This is a genomic window from Actinoallomurus acanthiterrae (assembly GCF_054775715.1).
In genome coordinates, this window is sequence record NZ_BAAHCO010000001.1 from 4,161,715 (window position 1) to 4,177,587 (window position 15,873).

Genomic DNA, 15,873 nt, shown 5'->3' on the forward strand with positions numbered 1-15,873 from the left:
CTGGTGTCCGCCAAGACCCATGAGTGCGACGTCGTGATCCTCGGATCGGGCATCGCCGGCTCGATGCTGGGCGCGATCCTGGCCCGGAAGGGGTGGAAGGTCGTCCTCGTCGACGCGGCCACGCACCCGAGGTTCGCGGTCGGCGAGTCGATGATCCCGCAGTTCGCCGCGTTCCTGCAGATCCTCGCGGTCCGCTACGACGTACCGGAGATCGCGGCGCTCTGCGACGTGAAGACGATCAACGAGCAGGTCAGCAACACGTTCGGGGTCAAGCGCCACTTCGGCTTCATGGTGCACCGGCCCGGCGAGGAGCCGGACCCGCGCGAGTCGAACCAGTTCGTCATCCCCAAGACGCTGACCGAGGCCAGCCACCTGTTCCGCCAGGACAGCGACGCGTACATGTTCCGGGTCGCGGCCAAGTACGGCTGTGACACGCGGCAGCAGTGGCGGGCGATGGAGGTCGACTTCGACGACGACGGCGTCACGGTCGTCGGCCAGAACGGCGAGCGGCTCCGGGCCCGGTTCCTGGTCGACGCCAGCGGGTTCCGCTCGCCGCTGGCCGACAAGTTCGACCTGCGCGAGAAGCCGTCCCGGCTGAAGCACCACTCGCGGTCGATGTTCACCCACATGATCGGCGTCACGCCGTTCGACGACGTGAGCGGCCACCCCAGGGCCGAGCGACCGCCCGTGCCCTGGCACGAGGGCACGATGCACCACATGTTCGAGCGCGGCTGGTTCTGGATCATCCCGTTCGACAATTACAAGCTCTCGCGCAATCCGCTGTGCAGCGTCGGCCTGACCTTCGACGAACGGCTCTATCCCAAGCCCGACGACATGACCCCGGAAGAGGAGTTCAATTACTGGCTCGACCGTTTCCCGGCGGTCAAGCGTCAGTTCACGAACGCGCGGCGCGTACGCGAATGGGTGTCGACGCCCCGGCTGCAGTACTCCTCGAAGAAGTCGATCGGCTACCGCTGGTGCCTCATGGCGCATGCCGCGGGATTCATCGACCCGCTCTTCTCCCGCGGCCTGTCGAACACCGCCGAGGTCATCAACTCGCTCGCCTGGCGCCTGCTGGACGCCCTGGAGGACGACGACTTCTCCGTCGAGCGGTTCGAGTTCGTCGAGCACCTCGAGCAGCGGCTGCTCGACTACCACGACGACATCGTCAACTGCTCGTTCATCGGCTTCTCGCACTTCAAGCTGTGGGACGCCGTCTTCCGGGTCTGGGGATTCGCGACGACGCCGGCGACCATGCGGCTCACCCGCGCGCTGATGCGCTACCGGCTCGACGGCGACAACGACGACCACTTCAAGGAGCTCGAGAAGGCCCCGCACACCGGCCTGTGGTGGCCGGAGAGCGACAAGTTCAAGCGCATCATCGACACGACCGTCGAGGTCTGCGAGAAGTACGAGGTCGGCGAGCTCGACGGGGACGCGGCCGCGGACCGGATCTTCTCGATGATCCAGGAGTCCGACATCGTCCCGCATCCGTTCGGCTGGAAGGACCGCGACCAGCGGTACATCTTCCCCTCGCCGCGGCAGATGATCCACTTCATGAGCTGGGCGACCACGGCCGCGCCGCCGGAGATCAAAGAGCTCGGCCGCGACACCCTGCGCGGACTCGCCGCCTCCGCCGTACGCCGCAAGAAACTCCTCTGATCCTCAGCGCTCTTTCCGACCCTCAGCGATTTCCGGCAACCGAAGGAGGAATGGTGGTCGACGCCGCCCTCAGCGAGAAGAACAAGCAGATCGTCCTGACCGCGATGACGCTGCTCACGGGAGAGAACGCCGACAAGCTCGACGAGCTCTTCCACCCCGACTACCGCGACCACAACGCACCGCCCAGCGCCACGCAGGGCAGCAAGCGTGTCCTGGAGGTCGCCGCCCAGGTCCTCAAGACGTTCCCCGACCTCCGATACGAGGTCGAGGCCGCGATCGCCGAGGACGACCTCGTCTCGCTGCGGCTGGTCATGCGCGGCACGCACAAGGGACCGCTCATGGGCATGGGCCTGCCGGCCACCGGCAAGGAGGTCGCGGTCAAGCACCTGCACATGATCCGCGTCGTCGAGGGCCGGATCAGCGACCACTGGGCCGTCCGCGACGACCTCACGATGATGCGCCAGCTGGGCGTCATCCCCGACCCCGCCTGACCTCCCGGGCCGGGCGGCGGGCCGTCGTCCCGCCGCCCGGACCTCTCGCAGACAAGGAGCCAGACCAATGACGTTGGCGCCCCCGAAGCTGGTGATCCGGGACGAGGTCGACCCCGTCCGCTGGATGGGCGAGCAGGGCCGTTTCCTGCTCCGCAAGGAGGACACCGGCGGCCTCTACACCTTCATGGAGATCACCACACCGCCGGACGGCGGCCCGCCGCTGCACATCCACGACACCGAGGACGAGGCCTTCTTCGTGACCGAGGGCAAGTACGAGATCCGGGTCGACGGGGAGCTCCACGTCGCGACGCCCGGCACCCTCGCGTACGGGCCGCGCGGGGTCGCCCACCAGTTCCGCAACATCTCCGACGGCCCCTCGCGGATGCTCGTCATCGTCACGCCCGGCGGGGTCGAGGACTTCTTCATCGGGCTGAGTGAACTGCTGCGCGACGGCCGCCGCCCGGAGTGGGAGGAGATGGTGGCCCACGCCACCAAGCACAACGTACGGGGCTTCCGCCCGATGGGCGGCCCGCCCGCCGGCATTCCGGGCGGCCCGGGTACGGGGGCGCCGGGCGGGCCGGGCGGCGGTCCCGGTGGGCCGAGCGCAGGTGTGCTCGGTGGTCCGGGCGCCAGTGCGCCGGGCGGGGCGGGGCCGGAAACACCTGGCGGCTCGGGGCCGGGAACGCCGGGTGTACGCGGGCCGGTGAGCTGATGGGCGCGACCGTCGGCCTGGACGTCCAGGAGGCGAACAAGGAGCTCGCCCGCCGCTGGTTCCGGGAGGGCTGGGAACGCGGCAACGTGGACGTCGCCGACCAGATCTTCGCCCCGGACCTCCTGCTGCGCGGCCGAAGGGTCGGGCCGGACGGCCCGAAGCGCAGCGTGCGGCACCGGCGGGCGGCCTTCGCCGACATGAGCGTTCACATCGATCTCCAGGTCGCCGAGGGCGACCTGGTGGTCACCCACTTCACGACGCACGCCCGGCACGTGGGCGAGTTCTGCGGCGTGCCGCCCACGGGCCGCGTCGTCACGGCGACCGGCATCGTGATCTGGAAGGTACGGGACGGCCGCGTGGTCGAGGACCGCAACGCCTTCGACCGGTGGGCGGTCGTCTCGCAGATCGACCCCGTCCTGACCTACGCCCGCGCCGACTGACCAGCCCGTCCCGGCCCGCACGGGCGAAGTGCCGGGCTCCGCGTCCCTCTAGGTGAGGTCTGAATGAAAAGCCTTGCTCAGCACTCTGACCTGATCGTCGCGGCCGTGATGGCCGACATCGCCATCGTCCTGATCGCCGGGAGCGTGCTCGGCAGGGTGGCCCGGTACCTCCGGCAGCCGCCGGTGGTCGGAGAGATCGTCGCCGGGATCGCGCTCGGCCCGAGCCTGCTCGGCCTGCTGCCCGGCGACCTGACCCATCGCCTGTTCCCGGTCGCCGCGCGGCCGTTCCTCTCCGCGGTGTCCCAGGTCGGCCTGCTGGTCTTCATGTTCGGGATCGGCTGGGAGTTCGACAAGAAGCTGCTGCGGGGGCGGGGCCGCACCGCCGCGGCGGTGTCGCTCACCTCGATCGTGCTGGCCTTCGCGCTGGGCTTCGGCCTGGCGACGTTGCTGTACCCACACCACTCCCGCTTCGGCGGTCACCACATCTCGTTCGTCGCGTTCGCGCTGTTCATGGGTGCGGCGATGTCGATCACCGCGTTCCCGGTGCTGGCCCGGATCCTGGCCGAGCACCGGATGATGGCGACGTCGGTCGGAGCGCTCGCGCTGGCGAGCGCGGCCGTGGACGACGTGCTGGCGTGGTGCCTGCTCGCCCTGGTCGCGGCGATCGTCACCGCGGGCGGCCCGGGGGACCTGCTGCAGATCGGGCTGCTGGCGACGCTCTACGTGGCCGTCATGGCCCTCGTCGTACGCCCGCTGCTCGCCGCCGTGGTCCGCAGGTGGGCCCGTGACCGGGTGCCGCGCCGGCTGATCATCCTCATCGTCGCCGGCCTGTTCCTGTCGTCGTACGCCACGACGTGGATCGGCATCCACTCGATCTTCGGGGCCTTCGCCTTCGGGTTCATCATGCCGCGCGAGCCGATGAAGGTCCTGCGCGACGGCGTGAAGCAGCCGCTCGACAACGTCAGCATGGTCCTGCTGCCCGTCTTCTTCATCGTCACCGGCCTGGGCGTCGACATCGGCTCCCTCTCCGGATACGGCTACCTCGAGCTCGCGGGCATCATCCTGGTGGCCTGCGCGGGCAAGCTGGTGGGCGCCGCGACGCCCGGCCTGCTGTCGGGGATGCGCTGGCGCGACGCCGGCACCTTGGGTCTGCTGATGAACACGCGGGGCCTGACCGAGCTGGTCATCCTCAACGCCGGGGTGAGCCTCGGGGTCCTCGACCCGAGGATGTTCACGATGATGGTCCTGATGGCGCTGGTGACCACCGCGATGGCCGGCCCGCTCCTGCCGAACGCCCCGCTCCCCGCCGACGCGCCCGTCCCGGTCGGGACGCCGGAGTCGCGCATGGCCGGGAGCGGCGCCCGGGCCTAGACGAATCAACGCCAATTCTGCGGAGGAGACCATGCCATACGCGCGGAGCCGCGACAGGGGCCCGTACGACGTCATCATCCTCGGGTCGGGCATCGCCGGCTCGGTGCTGGGAGCCGTCCTGGCCCGGAACGGCGCGAGCGTGCTGCTCGTCGACGCCGGGGTCCACCCGAGGTTCGCGGTGGGGGAGTCCACCACGCTCTACACGCTGAAGGCGATGCGGCTGCTGGCCGCGCGGTACGGCGTGCCCGAGCTGGAGGCGATCACGTCGTACGAGGACTGCATCGACACGATCGGTCCCACGTCCGGCACGAAACGGCACTTCGGCTTCATGCTGCACCACGAGGGCGAGGAGCCGGACCCGGCCGAGACGAATCAGTTCAGCCCGCCGTCGAAGGCCCTGCAGACGAGCCATCTGCACCGCCAGGACAGCGATTCCTACCTCTTCCACACGGCGATCGGGTACGGCTGTGTGGCGCGGCAGGGGTTCCGGGTGACGGACATCGACCTGGGCGAGGACGAGGTCACGATCACCGGCCCGGGCGGTGAGCGCCACACGGGCCGCTATCTCGTCGACGCCAGCGGCTTCCGGTCGCCGATCGCGGAGAAGCTGGGGCTGCGGGCCGACCCGTCGGCGCTCAAGCACCACTCCCGGTCCCTGTTCACCCACATGCTGGACGTCCGGCCCACGGACGAGTGTCTGAAGATGTCCGCCTCGGACATGCCGCCCATCCCGTGGGTGCAGGGCACGATGCACCATATGTTCGACCGGGGCTGGTTCTGGGTCATCCCGTTCAACAACGACCCGCGCTCGAAGAACCCTCTCGTCAGCGTGGGTCTCACCCTCGACGAGCGGATGTACCCCAAGCCGGACGACATCTCGCCCGAGGAGGACTTCTACCGTCACGCGAGCCGCTTCCCGGCCGTGGAGCGGATCTTCGCCGACGCCCGGACCGTACGGCCCTGGGTGTCCACCGGCCGGCTGCAGTACACCTCGACGCGGACCGTCGGCCACCGCTGGTGCCTGATGTCGCACGCGGCCGGCTTCATCGACCCGTTGTTCTCCCGGGGCCTCACCAACACGATGGAGGTGATCAACTCCCTCACGTGGCGGCTGCTCGCCGCGCTGAAGGACGACGACTTCTCCGTCGAGCGCTTCGAGTACGTCGAGCGGCTCCAGCAGGGCCTCATCAGGCACAACGACGAGCTGGTCAACTGCTCGTTCGTCGGGTTCACCGCGTACGAGCTGTGGAACGCCGTCTACCGGGTGTGGTGCGCCGCCGAGGTGCCCATCAACCTGCGGTTCGACCGCTACATCGAGCGGTTCCAGCGCACCGGCGACGACGACGTCCTGAAGGCGATGGAGGACGTCCCGTACCCGGGCCTGCTCATGCCGGATCTGCACGGGTACGCCGCGCTGTGGCGCGAGATGGTGGACGTCTGCGAGAGCGTCGACCGCGGTGAGCGGGCGGCCGCCGAGGCGGGACGGCACCTGCTGCAGCGGATCACCGGCTCCGGCGCGGTACTGCGCGGCATCGGCATCGAGCGGCCCGAGCGGCGCTTCCTGTTCCCGGACGGGCCCGAGCTGAAGGGCATGGCCCGGTGGCTCGCGGCCGACGCGCCGGCGGAGATGCGCTACCTCACCCGCGGCGTCGACGACCGAGGACGCCCGGTGACCGAGGCCGTGGCCAGGGAGGAACTCGCCATCCCGGGCTGAGGCGGCGGCCGGGGACAAACCCTCGGCCGGGGACGAGCCGGCCGTCCGCAGCGAGGACGCCCATCCTCGGCGGTCCCCGTTGACGGGCCGGACGCGGTCGTACATCGTTACTTTGCTAACTATCTCTACCCCATCGGGAGGGGACATGGACGAGGTGACGATCTGGGTCGACGCGCGCCCGGAGGCCGTCTGGGAGCTCGTGGCCGACATCACCCGCTACGGCGAGTGGAGCCCGGAGAACCAGGGCGGCCGCTGGTCCGGAGACCCCGGCCACGGCGCCCGGTTCACCGGCACGAACCGCAAAGGGATCATGCGCTGGTCGACCCACTGCGAGGTCATCGAGTACGACCGGCCGCACCGCTTCGCCTTCGAGGTGACCGAGTCGCGGATGCGCTGGGGCTACCGGCTCGAGCCGCAGAACGGCGGGACCCGCGTCACCGAGTGGAACACCGCCGTCGGCCGGCCGCCGCTGCCGATCCGGATCGTCGAGGCGACCGGCCTGCTGGGCCGCGACCGCCGGCAGGTGCGGATCGAGGGCATGCGGCAGACGCTTCACAAGATCAAGGACGCGGCGGAGAACGGCCGTGCCCGACCACATGGAGGTTGAGGAGAGACATGAGTGACGAACGGGCGCCCGTACTGATCGTGGGCGGCGGCCTGTCCGGTCTGACGACCGCGCTGTTCCTCGCCTGGCGGGGTGTCCAGCCGATCCTGGTCGAACGCCACCCCGGGCCGTCGTTCCACCCGCGCGCGCACCGGGTCAACGAGCGGACGATGGAGCTCATGCGCGCGGTGCCCGGCCTGGAGGACGCGCTCGTCGAGGCGGGACCGTGGGCGATCGAGGACTTCGCCATGGTGATCGGCGCGACCGTCACCGGGCCGGAGTTCCACCGGATGAACCTCGCGGAGGAGGCCGAGGCCGTCATCGACGGCGGCATCACGCCGGTGCGCGTGAGCAGCGCCGGACAGGACCAGATCGAGCCGGTGCTGCTGAAGTTCGCCAAGGAGCACGGCGCCGACGTACGGTTCGGCACCGAACTGGTCTCCTTCCGGCAGGACGAGGAGGGTGTCTCCGCGGTCGTCCGCGACCGTACGTCCGGCACGGAGACCACCGTCCGCGCGGACTACCTGATCGCCGCCGACGGCCACCGCAGCACGATCCGCGAGGGCCTGGGCATCGGCACCCACGGCGTGGGCACGCTGTCGCACAACATCAACGTCACCTTCGAGTCCGACGCGCTGCCCCGGCTCATGAAGGGCAAGGAGGCGACCCTCTACTACCTGCGCAACCCCAAGTTCACCGGCTCCTACATCGGCACGCACATCCCCGAGCGCGGCAGCGTCTCCTTCGACTACGACCCGGTGAAGGAGTCGCCGGACGGATTCGACGCACAGAAGTGCCTCCAGCGGGTGCGCGCCGCCTTCGGCGTCTGGAACCTCGAGGCCACGATCGTGGAGACCCTGCCGTGGGAGATGGCCTCCCGGGTGGCCGACCGCCTCCGGGACGGGCGGATCTTCATCATCGGCGACGCCGCGCACCAGATGACGCCGCGCGGGCTCGGCGGCCAGACCGCCATGCAGGACGGCTACGACCTCGCCTGGAAACTGGCGGCCGTCCTGCGGAACGAGGCCGGTCCGGGGCTCCTCGACACGTACGAGGAGGAGCGCGCGCCCGTGGCCGAGGTCACCGTCGCCCGTACGGTCGTCAACTACCTCGAACGCCTGGCCCCGCACCGGACCGACATCCCCCGCGACGTCAAGGCCGACAACATCGGCGTCACCATCGGCTACCGGTACCGTTCCCGCGCCATCGTCGCCGAGGAGCCGGACGACGGCCTCCCGACGGAGAACCCCCGCGAGCCGAGCGGCCGTCCGGGGACGCGCGGCGCCCACGTCGTCCTCGAACGCGACGGCGCGCGGCTGTCCACCATCGACCTGTCCGGCGCGGGCTTCGTCCTCCTCGCCGGGCCCGAGGGGGCGGCCTGGACCCAGGCGGCGGGGGACCTCGCCGCCCCGCTCATCGCCCACCGCGTCGGCGCGGACCTGCACGACGTCGAGGGGCGCTGGCAGGAGCGGTACGGCGTCGGCCCGGGCGGCGCGGTGCTGCTGCGCCCGGACGGCTACATCGCCTGGCGCTCGGCCGACGCCGTCGCCGAGCCGAAGGCCGTGCTGGACGGCGTGCTCAGGCGCGTTCTCCAGCGGACCTGACCTCCCACTGACGAGGCCCTTCCCCCGGTGACCGGGGGAAGGGCCTTCTTCGTGGTGCGGACTCAGGCGATGGGGAGCTCGAGGCGCGGCGGCCGCGCGGCGTCGTGGTGCACCCGGTAGTGCGCGACCCGGGGCTCCTCCAGCCCGGCCGGCTTGGCGGTGTGGGGGTTCTTGCCGAGGAGCACGGAGTGGGCGTTGCGAACCGTCAGGCGCAGCCGCGACCCTTCGGCCAGCGTGCGCGTGATGAAGCGGAAGCCGTTCAGGTCCAGATCGAACGGCTCCCCGGGCTCGGCGAAGACGGGCTGCTCGGGCAGGGCGCGGAAGCGCAGCCGCAGCAGGTCCGAGGACAGGAACACCACGGTGCCGTCGCCGCGCACCTCGTGCAGGAGCACCATCAGGTCCGCGTCCGGCACGTCCAGGGTGAGCCGCAGGCTCAGCCGCGGCCGCCCGACCACTCGTACGCGGTCCGTCAGCGGGGCGGTGTGGTAGACGACGCCGTCGTGGCCGAGGTCGGTGGTGAAGACGGCGTTGGTCGGGTCGTGGCCGGAGGAGGTGAGGAACAGGCTGTTGAAGGTGCGCGGGACGGTCGGGACGTCGCGGTGCTCGTCCGGCCGCTTCAGCGTCTCCAGCCGGATCGTGTGATCGTCGGCCGGGTCCGCCGTGAAGGTGTAGTCCGGGCCGGCCTCCGGGTCGGCGCGCAGCGCTCCCGAGTGGAAGACCTCCCCCGAGCCGGTGCCCGGCACGAGGAAGTACGCCCGGCTCGGCCCCGCGACGTCCTCCAGGGAGGCGCCGCCGCGCCACTCCTCGTCACCGGTCTGGAAGTAGACGACGGGGTCGGTCAGCAAGGCCGGCTTCTCGCCGCCCTTCATCGCCCAGGCGTACCACTGGGCGCGCAGCTCCTTCAGGTCCACCGCGGCCTCCGGGCCGAACCGCAGCTCGCCGACGCGGGGCTCGCCGGTCTCGGTGCCGTAGTGGTCCCACGGCCCGATGAGCAGGTGGGAGCGCGCCTTGGTGCCCTCGCTCGCGTGGTCGAGCAGCCGCTGGTGGTGGTATAGCGCGCCGAGCTGCGAGTCGTCGTACATGCCGGTGATCGACAGTACGGACACGTCAGCGCCGCGCAGTGCCTCCTCGGAGGGGATGAGGAACTCCATCCACGGGTTGCCCGGGTAGATCTGGTCCTCCATGCCCTCGTAGGGGTCCGAGGGGAAGCCGAGCTGCTCGCGGATGGCCGCCTCGGACTCGTTCTTGCGCCAGGCGTCGGCCAGCAGGTCGTGCCATGCGCCGGTCTCCCGGAACGCCGACCAGTGCGGTGCGCGGCCGAGCGTCGCCGTGGCGTACACGAGGCCGTACAGCGACGGGATCCCGCCCCGGGGCTGGTCGAGGGCGCCCATCGGAGCGCCGGCCGGCACGATCGTCTTCAGGGACGGGGGCACTTCGCCCAGCACCCGCCACTGGTTCCAGCCGGTGTAGGAGGAACCGTGCATGCCCACCTGGCCGTCGCACCACGCCTGCTGGGCGACCCACTCGATGACGTCGAAACCGTCCTGGCCGTCGCGGATGAAGCCGAAGAACTCTCCTTCGGAGTCGCCGCGCCCCATCGCGTCGACGATGACGAAGGCGAACCCCCGGGACGCGTAGAACACGCCGTCGTCGTGCCGGGAGTCGCTGGTGTACGGGTTGAGCTCCACGATCGCCGGGACCGGCTCGGCCTTCTTCGGCAGGTAGGCGATCCCGCTGAGGAACTGGCCGTCCTCGGTCGGGATCCGCAGCCCGAACGTGAACCGCACGTTTTCGGCATCGGTCGGCGTTCTCCGCGTCATGCTTCGGACGTCCACTCTGATGTCCCTTCCGCTGTACGTGGGTGGCTCTCCGCCCGCGTGTCATGAGGGAGCCGGTCTCGGCCCGTACGGAGCCGGTCGGGGCATGACGGACGTGCGCGGTGACCCGGAAACGCGATTAGCCTACGTAAAATAGACAATTAATACCTCCGTCGGAATGCGGATTGTAGGCCGTATCCCTTTTGGCGAGAGGTAGTACTTTCGGAGTAGTCTTGATCATTACTCGCCGTAACTGCGATCGACTACGCCGTGTCGCCGGACGTCGGTCACGTAATTTTTACCAGGGCGATTGGATGACGTGCGTGTTACAGGACTTCAGGCCGTAACATCAATTACACGTACCGTGTGTATTCGACGCTCTGTAGTATCTCTAAAGCCGCTGGAGGGCGGGCATTTGGTGACTCAGGGTCAGGGATCTGACTCGCCGTGAAGTCCGTGCCCGAGGATGTAACGATCCATTGACAGTGCCTCCGTGGCTATGTTTCCTGACATCAGGCCCAGTCCCATGGCTGGCAATACGGGGGCCAGAGTGTCGGAGGGGATAATGCCGCGGGTCTTGTTGGTGGACGACCGGCCGCTGTCGCTGGCCGGCCTGCGATCGATCTTGATGGGAGAGCGCGATGTCACAGTGGTCGGTGAGGCTTGCGAGGCTGAGGAGGCGCTCAGGCTTACGAAGGCCCTGCGTCCGGAGGTCGTAGTGATCGACGCAGTGTCCTACCAGATCGACGCCGTCGAGCTGGCGGCCGCGATGGCCGACGAATTCGGGGCGGACGTGCCGGGGGTCATGCTGCTCGCGGACACGCCGGACATCCGCCTCATCGAGGCATTCCGGAACGGCGTCCGGGCGCTCCTGCTTAAGAATTCAAGTTCCGACGATCTGGTTGCCGCGCTGCATATGGTCGCGGCGGGATACGTTCTGATGGCCCCGGCCGGAACGTCATGCACCGCCTTTCAGAACACCATGATCGACCTGGACGACACGGCGGTCAAGGCGAAGTTGGCGGGCCTGACGGCTCGGGAGCGCGACGTGCTCGATCTCGTCGCACGTGGCCTCAGTAATTCAGAAATATCCGAAACGCTCTCGGTCAGCGAGAGCACGGTCAAGTCCCATGTGCGCAGCACGCTCGCGAAACTCGGGCTGCGCAACCGCGTACAGTTGGTGATACTCGCCTACCGCCTCGGCCTCGCCCGGCCGCGACAGGCCGCGTTGATCGCCCTCGACGCCGCAGCGGTGGGCTAATTCTCCGTTCGCAAATGAGCCGGTGAGATGGTCGGGCGGGGTGACCGCACTCCGCCCGCCCGGCGATCAGGAGGCGGCCCTTGTGGGCCGGGCCTGCCAGGGTCTCGGATGTCAGACGGTTCGTGCGAAAGGGTTCTTGCCGGGGCGCCGGGCGGGGCGTGAGGGTGCGCACATGGCAAAACAGGAGGTCAGCGGAGACGCACGAGCCGCCGGAGGGCATCCGGAGGGCGGCGCGCTCGGGGTCGAGCGGCGATCCATCGACTTCGTCCCGCCCGAGGAGCGGCACGGGTCGGTGCGGAGTCTGTTCACCGTGTGGTTCGGGGCGAACATGCAGGTGACCACCGCGGTCACGGGCGCGCTCGGAGTGATCCTGGGGCTGCCGCTGCCCTGGGCGATCGTCGCCCTGACCCTCGGCAACCTGCTCGGCGCGATCTTCATGGCGCTGCACTCGGCGCAGGGACCGAAACTCGGCATCCCGCAGATGATCCAGAGCCGTGCGCAGTTCGGGTTCTACGGCGCGATCGTGCCCCTGCTGCTCGTCGTGCTCATGTACGTCGGGTTCTTCGCGACCAGTGCGGTGCTCGGCGGTTCGGCGCTCGCCGGCTGGTGGGGGATCGGCCGGACCCCGGCCACGATCGTCGTCTCGGTGGTCTGCACCGTGCTCGCCGCGTACGGGTACCGGCTGATCCACCAGTACGAGCGGTGGATCAGTCTGATCGCGGCGGCCGGGTTCCTGTACCTGACCTATCGGCTGCTGACCGGGCACCACGTGGGCCGGGTGTGGCACTCCGGCCACGTCGGTGCGGGAACGTTCCTGCTGGTCATGGCGATCGCCGCGACCTGGCAGATCACGTACGCGCCGTACGTCGCCGACTACTCCCGCTACCTTCCGGAGACGACCTCGGTGCGCGCGGCGTTCTGGTGGACCTACGCCGGAAGCGTGATCGGCACCGTGTGGATGATGGCGTTCGGCAGCGTCTGCGCCGCCGTGGCCGCCAAGTCGTTCGAGGGCGGCTCGGTGTCGTTCGTGGTCGGCCTGGCGGATCCGCACTGGGCGTTCTCGCTGATCATCGTGCTGGGCATCGTCGCCGTGAACGTGCTGAACCTCTACGGCATGTTCATGTCGGCGACGACGACCCTGATGGCGCTGCGTCCGATGCGGATGGACGGCGGCGTGCGGCTCGGCTTCATCGTCGTGGCCGCCGTCGTCGGCACGGTCGTCGCGCTCGCGGCGAGCGCCGACTTCCTGCACAACTTCGAGAACTTCATCCTCTTCCTGGCGTACTTCCTGATCCCGTGGACGGCGATCAACCTCGTCGACTTCTACTTCGTCCGCAAGGAGCGGTACGACATCGACGCGATCTTCCGTCCGGACGGCGTGTACGGCGGGGTGAACTGGCGGACCATCGGCGCGTACGTCATCGGCGTCGCCGTCGAGGTGCCGTTCGTCAGCTCCACCTTCTACACCGGACCGTTCGTCAAGCACCTCGGCGGCGCGGACGTCTCGTGGATCATCGGCCTGGTCGTGGCCTCGGTGCTCTACTACGTCTGGATGCGCCCGGTGGCCCGCCGCACCGGCGACGCCGCCTGACAGCGCGTCGCCGGCCGGGGCGTCGTCACCGGGTCAGCGCGGGCGAGGCCTGACCGGCGGGCGCGGCGGCGGTGGCCTGGTCCACGACGGACAGCAGCTCGATCAGGCGTCGGCGATCGCTGTGGGAGAGCGGCGCGAACAGATCCTCGCTGGCCTGCCGCCGGGCCTCGTGCATCCCTTCGCGGACCGCGAGGCCCATGTCGGTGAGGTGAAGGCGGATGGCGCGCCGGTTCTCCGGATCGACGGCACGATGGACCAGCCCGGCCTGCTCGAGCGCGTCGACCACGGTGGTGACCGAGCGGGGAACGACGCCGAGCCGCTCGGCCAGCTCCGTCATCCGCAGCGGCTCCTCGCTACGGGTGATCACCCGTAGCGCACGCTCCTGGGCCGGAGTGAGACCGAGGGGGGCGAGCCGGGACAGCTGGGCCCGCCGGAGGCGCTTGGTCAGCCGCTGGAGCAGATCGGCCAGCTGCGCCGACGACTCCTCTTGATCCATGACTCGATCGTAGCAGGACCAGACTCAAACTGAGTCAAGCTCATTGTGAGTGTTACTCTGTTTTGGTCGGCATTGCCCTCGACCGTGCCGTGGAGGCGCCCGTGAATTTCCCCCTACGCAAGCACGGCCCGCCGTTCCCGGAGCAGTCTGGCCTCGACGGCCCCGGGCCCCGGGCTGCGCGCGAAGGGCCGGCGGCGGACCGGGACGGCGGCGACCGCGAGGATCCGAGCCCGCCCACCGGGGAGGCGGGCCCGTCGGCACGCGTTCCGCTCCGGCGGGTCGTACGCCTGTTCCGGCCCTACCGGTGGAGCCTGGCCTTCGTCGGCCTGCTCGTCCTCACGTCGTCGCTGGTCTCGCTGGTCAACCCGTTCCTGATCCGCCAGGTGATCGACGTCGCCCTGCCGAGGCAACGCGTCGGGCTGCTGGCCGTCCTGGCCATCGGCATGATCGTCATTTCGGTGGCGAACAGCTCGTTCAGCGTCTCGCAGGCGTATGTGTCGACGAAGGTGGGCCAGCGGGTCATGCATGACCTGCGCACCGGTGTGTACGCGCACCTACAGCGCATGTCCCTGGCCTTCTTCACGCGTACGCGCACCGGCGAGGTCCAGTCGCGCATCGCCAACGACATCGGCGGCATGCAGGCGACGGTGACGACGACCGCGACCACGCTGGTGTCCAACCTCACGACCGTCGTCGCGACCGTCATCGCCATGGTGGTCCTGGACTGGCGGCTGACGATCGTCTCGCTGGTCATGATGCCGGTGTTCGTGTGGATGAGCCGCCGGGTCGGCAAGGAACGCCGCCGCATCACCGGCCGGCGGCAGCGGCAGCTCGCCACGCTGGCCTCGATCGTCCAGGAGTCCCTGTCGGTCAGCGGGATCCTGCTCGGGCACACGATGGGCCGCTCGCGGGCGCTCAGCGACTCCTTCGCGGCCGAATCCGCCGTGCTGTCCGATCTCGAGGTGCGCGCGAACATGGCGGGCCGGTGGCGGCAGTCCATCATTCAGATCGTCATGTCCTCCATGCCCGCGGTCATCTACTGGGCGGCCGGCCTCACCGGGCGGAACGGCCACATGCTGATCTCCATCGGGACGCTGGTGGCCTTCACGACCCTGCAACAGAGTCTGTTCCGGCCCACGGTGCAGCTGCTCCAGGTCGGCGTGGACCTGCAGAGCTCACTCGAGTTGTTCGGCCGCATCTTCGAGTACCTCGACCTGCCCGTCGACATCGCCGAACCGCGACACCCCGTGCGCGTGGGCGAGGTCCGCGGCGACGTGCGGCTGCGCGGCGTCGGCTTCCGCTACGCGGAGGCCGAGCGGGAGACGCTGCGCGACATCGACATCACCGTCCCGGCCGGGAGCACCCTCGCGATCGTCGGCGAGACGGGATCCGGGAAGACGACCCTCGGTTACCTGGTCCCGCGCCTGTACGACGTGACCTCGGGCAGCGTGACCATCGACGGCCTTGACGTACGCGACCTGTCCTTCGACACCCTCACCGCGGCGGTGGGCGTCGTCTCACAGGAGACCTATCTCTTCCACGCCTCCGTCGCGGCGAATCTGCGGTTCGCCAAGCCGGACGCGACCGATGAGGAGATCGTCGCGGCGGCCGGCGTCGCGCAGATCCACGAGCACATCGCCGCGCTGCCCGACGGCTACGACACGCTGGTTGGGGAGCGGGGATACCGGTTCTCCGGCGGCGAGAAACAACGACTCGCGATCGCGCGCGCCGTCCTGCGCGACCCGCCCATCCTCGTCCTCGACGAGGCCACCAGCGCCCTCGACACCCAGACCGAGCAGGCCGTGCAGCAGGCGATCGACGCGCTGTCGGCCGGGCGCACCACGATCACCATCGCGCATCGGCTCTCGACCATCAGGGACGCCGACGAGATCGTGGTCCTCGACCGCGGTCGGATCGCCGAGCGCGGCACCCACGAGGAGTTGCTCGCCCTCGGCGGCCGGTACGCCACCCTCGTCGCCCGCGACGCCGACGCCGACCAGGTGATCCGTTCCGCGTGAGGCGGCAGGTCTCGGCAAAGATCTCCGGCAGGTGGGGGCAGCACTATCTCGGCTGGGCGAACCCCTGGTTCGAGATCAACCACTGATGGGCG

13 protein-coding genes are annotated in these 15,873 nt (G+C 69.6%); 11 read left to right on the plus strand and 2 right to left on the minus strand.

Annotated features, from left to right (window positions below; all coding sequences use genetic code 11):
- Positions 1-3 precede the first annotated feature (3 nt).
- The 8 genes from ACYVF7_RS20175 (at position 4) to ACYVF7_RS20210 (ending at position 8,598) form a co-directional block, all read left to right on the plus strand.
- Positions 4-1,662, plus strand: coding sequence for an NAD(P)/FAD-dependent oxidoreductase (locus ACYVF7_RS20175; protein ID WP_460342624.1), 1,659 nt, complete (start codon positions 4-6; stop codon positions 1,660-1,662).
- 50 nt (positions 1,663-1,712) lie between these two features.
- Complete coding sequence (locus ACYVF7_RS20180; RefSeq protein ID WP_460342628.1) at positions 1,713-2,153, plus strand: ester cyclase; 441 nt, start codon at positions 1,713-1,715, stop codon at positions 2,151-2,153.
- Between the two features lie 67 nt (positions 2,154-2,220).
- The gene (locus ACYVF7_RS20185; protein WP_460342631.1) at positions 2,221-2,865 is read left to right on the plus strand and encodes a cupin domain-containing protein; all 645 of its coding nucleotides are present in this window, start codon (positions 2,221-2,223) and stop codon (positions 2,863-2,865) included.
- Complete coding sequence (locus tag ACYVF7_RS20190) at positions 2,865-3,305, plus strand: ester cyclase (RefSeq protein WP_460342634.1); 441 nt, start codon at positions 2,865-2,867, stop codon at positions 3,303-3,305. Before ACYVF7_RS20185 ends, ACYVF7_RS20190 begins: the two co-directional genes overlap by 1 nt.
- A 63-nt stretch (positions 3,306-3,368) precedes the next feature.
- Entirely contained in the window at positions 3,369-4,676 is a 1,308-nt protein-coding gene (locus tag ACYVF7_RS20195; protein WP_460342637.1) for a cation:proton antiporter domain-containing protein, read from the plus strand.
- A gap of 31 nt (positions 4,677-4,707) precedes the next feature.
- Complete coding sequence (locus ACYVF7_RS20200) at positions 4,708-6,390, plus strand: NAD(P)/FAD-dependent oxidoreductase (RefSeq protein WP_460342640.1); 1,683 nt, start codon at positions 4,708-4,710, stop codon at positions 6,388-6,390.
- A gap of 145 nt (positions 6,391-6,535) precedes the next feature.
- Positions 6,536-6,997 (plus strand): SRPBCC family protein, encoded by a 462-nt coding sequence (locus tag ACYVF7_RS20205; RefSeq protein ID WP_460342643.1) that lies wholly within the window; start codon positions 6,536-6,538, stop codon positions 6,995-6,997.
- Positions 6,998-7,005: 8 nt separating this feature from the next.
- Positions 7,006-8,598, plus strand: coding sequence for an FAD-dependent monooxygenase (locus ACYVF7_RS20210; RefSeq protein ID WP_460342646.1), 1,593 nt, complete (start codon positions 7,006-7,008; stop codon positions 8,596-8,598).
- Between the two features lie 62 nt (positions 8,599-8,660).
- Here ACYVF7_RS20210 and ACYVF7_RS20215 read toward each other — a convergent pair whose 3' ends face one another.
- The gene (locus tag ACYVF7_RS20215; protein ID WP_460342649.1) at positions 8,661-10,385 is read right to left on the minus strand and encodes a CocE/NonD family hydrolase; all 1,725 of its coding nucleotides are present in this window, start codon (positions 10,383-10,385) and stop codon (positions 8,661-8,663) included.
- Between the two features lie 595 nt (positions 10,386-10,980).
- Between ACYVF7_RS20215 and ACYVF7_RS20220 the strand changes: the two genes are divergently transcribed.
- Together ACYVF7_RS20220 and ACYVF7_RS20225 are read left to right on the plus strand one after the other, a co-directional pair.
- Positions 10,981-11,676 (plus strand): LuxR C-terminal-related transcriptional regulator, encoded by a 696-nt coding sequence (locus ACYVF7_RS20220; protein ID WP_460342652.1) that lies wholly within the window; start codon positions 10,981-10,983, stop codon positions 11,674-11,676.
- A 172-nt stretch (positions 11,677-11,848) separates the two neighbouring features.
- The gene (locus ACYVF7_RS20225) at positions 11,849-13,267 is read left to right on the plus strand and encodes a purine-cytosine permease family protein (protein WP_460342655.1); all 1,419 of its coding nucleotides are present in this window, start codon (positions 11,849-11,851) and stop codon (positions 13,265-13,267) included.
- 25 nt (positions 13,268-13,292) lie between these two features.
- On the opposite strand, the gene ACYVF7_RS20230 is transcribed toward ACYVF7_RS20225, so the two are convergent.
- Positions 13,293-13,763 (minus strand): MarR family winged helix-turn-helix transcriptional regulator, encoded by a 471-nt coding sequence (locus ACYVF7_RS20230; protein ID WP_460342658.1) that lies wholly within the window; start codon positions 13,761-13,763, stop codon positions 13,293-13,295.
- Positions 13,764-13,864: 101 nt separating this feature from the next.
- On the opposite strand from ACYVF7_RS20230, the gene ACYVF7_RS20235 reads away from it, so the two are divergent.
- Positions 13,865-15,781 (plus strand): ABC transporter ATP-binding protein, encoded by a 1,917-nt coding sequence (locus ACYVF7_RS20235; protein ID WP_460342661.1) that lies wholly within the window; start codon positions 13,865-13,867, stop codon positions 15,779-15,781.
- The last annotated feature ends 92 nt before the right edge of the window (positions 15,782-15,873 follow it).

What these genes read in the sequence shown, in the direction of transcription:
- ACYVF7_RS20205 (WP_460342643.1), top strand. Translation starts at nt 6,536, where the DNA reads ATGGACGAGGTGACGATCTGGGTCGACGCGCGCCCGGAGGCCGTCTGG.
- ACYVF7_RS20200 (WP_460342640.1), top strand. Translation starts at nt 4,708, where the DNA reads ATGCCATACGCGCGGAGCCGCGACAGGGGCCCGTACGACGTCATCATC.
- ACYVF7_RS20210 (WP_460342646.1), top strand. Translation starts at nt 7,006, where the DNA reads ATGAGTGACGAACGGGCGCCCGTACTGATCGTGGGCGGCGGCCTGTCC.
- ACYVF7_RS20190 (WP_460342634.1), top strand. Translation starts at nt 2,865, where the DNA reads ATGGGCGCGACCGTCGGCCTGGACGTCCAGGAGGCGAACAAGGAGCTC.
- ACYVF7_RS20180 (WP_460342628.1), top strand. Translation starts at nt 1,713, where the DNA reads ATGGTGGTCGACGCCGCCCTCAGCGAGAAGAACAAGCAGATCGTCCTG.
- ACYVF7_RS20230 (WP_460342658.1), bottom strand. Translation starts at nt 13,763, where the DNA reads ATGGATCAAGAGGAGTCGTCGGCGCAGCTGGCCGATCTGCTCCAGCGG.
- ACYVF7_RS20185 (WP_460342631.1), top strand. Translation starts at nt 2,221, where the DNA reads ATGACGTTGGCGCCCCCGAAGCTGGTGATCCGGGACGAGGTCGACCCC.
- ACYVF7_RS20220 (WP_460342652.1), top strand. Translation starts at nt 10,981, where the DNA reads ATGCCGCGGGTCTTGTTGGTGGACGACCGGCCGCTGTCGCTGGCCGGC.
- ACYVF7_RS20225 (WP_460342655.1), top strand. Translation starts at nt 11,849, where the DNA reads ATGGCAAAACAGGAGGTCAGCGGAGACGCACGAGCCGCCGGAGGGCAT.
- ACYVF7_RS20195 (WP_460342637.1), top strand. Translation starts at nt 3,369, where the DNA reads ATGAAAAGCCTTGCTCAGCACTCTGACCTGATCGTCGCGGCCGTGATG.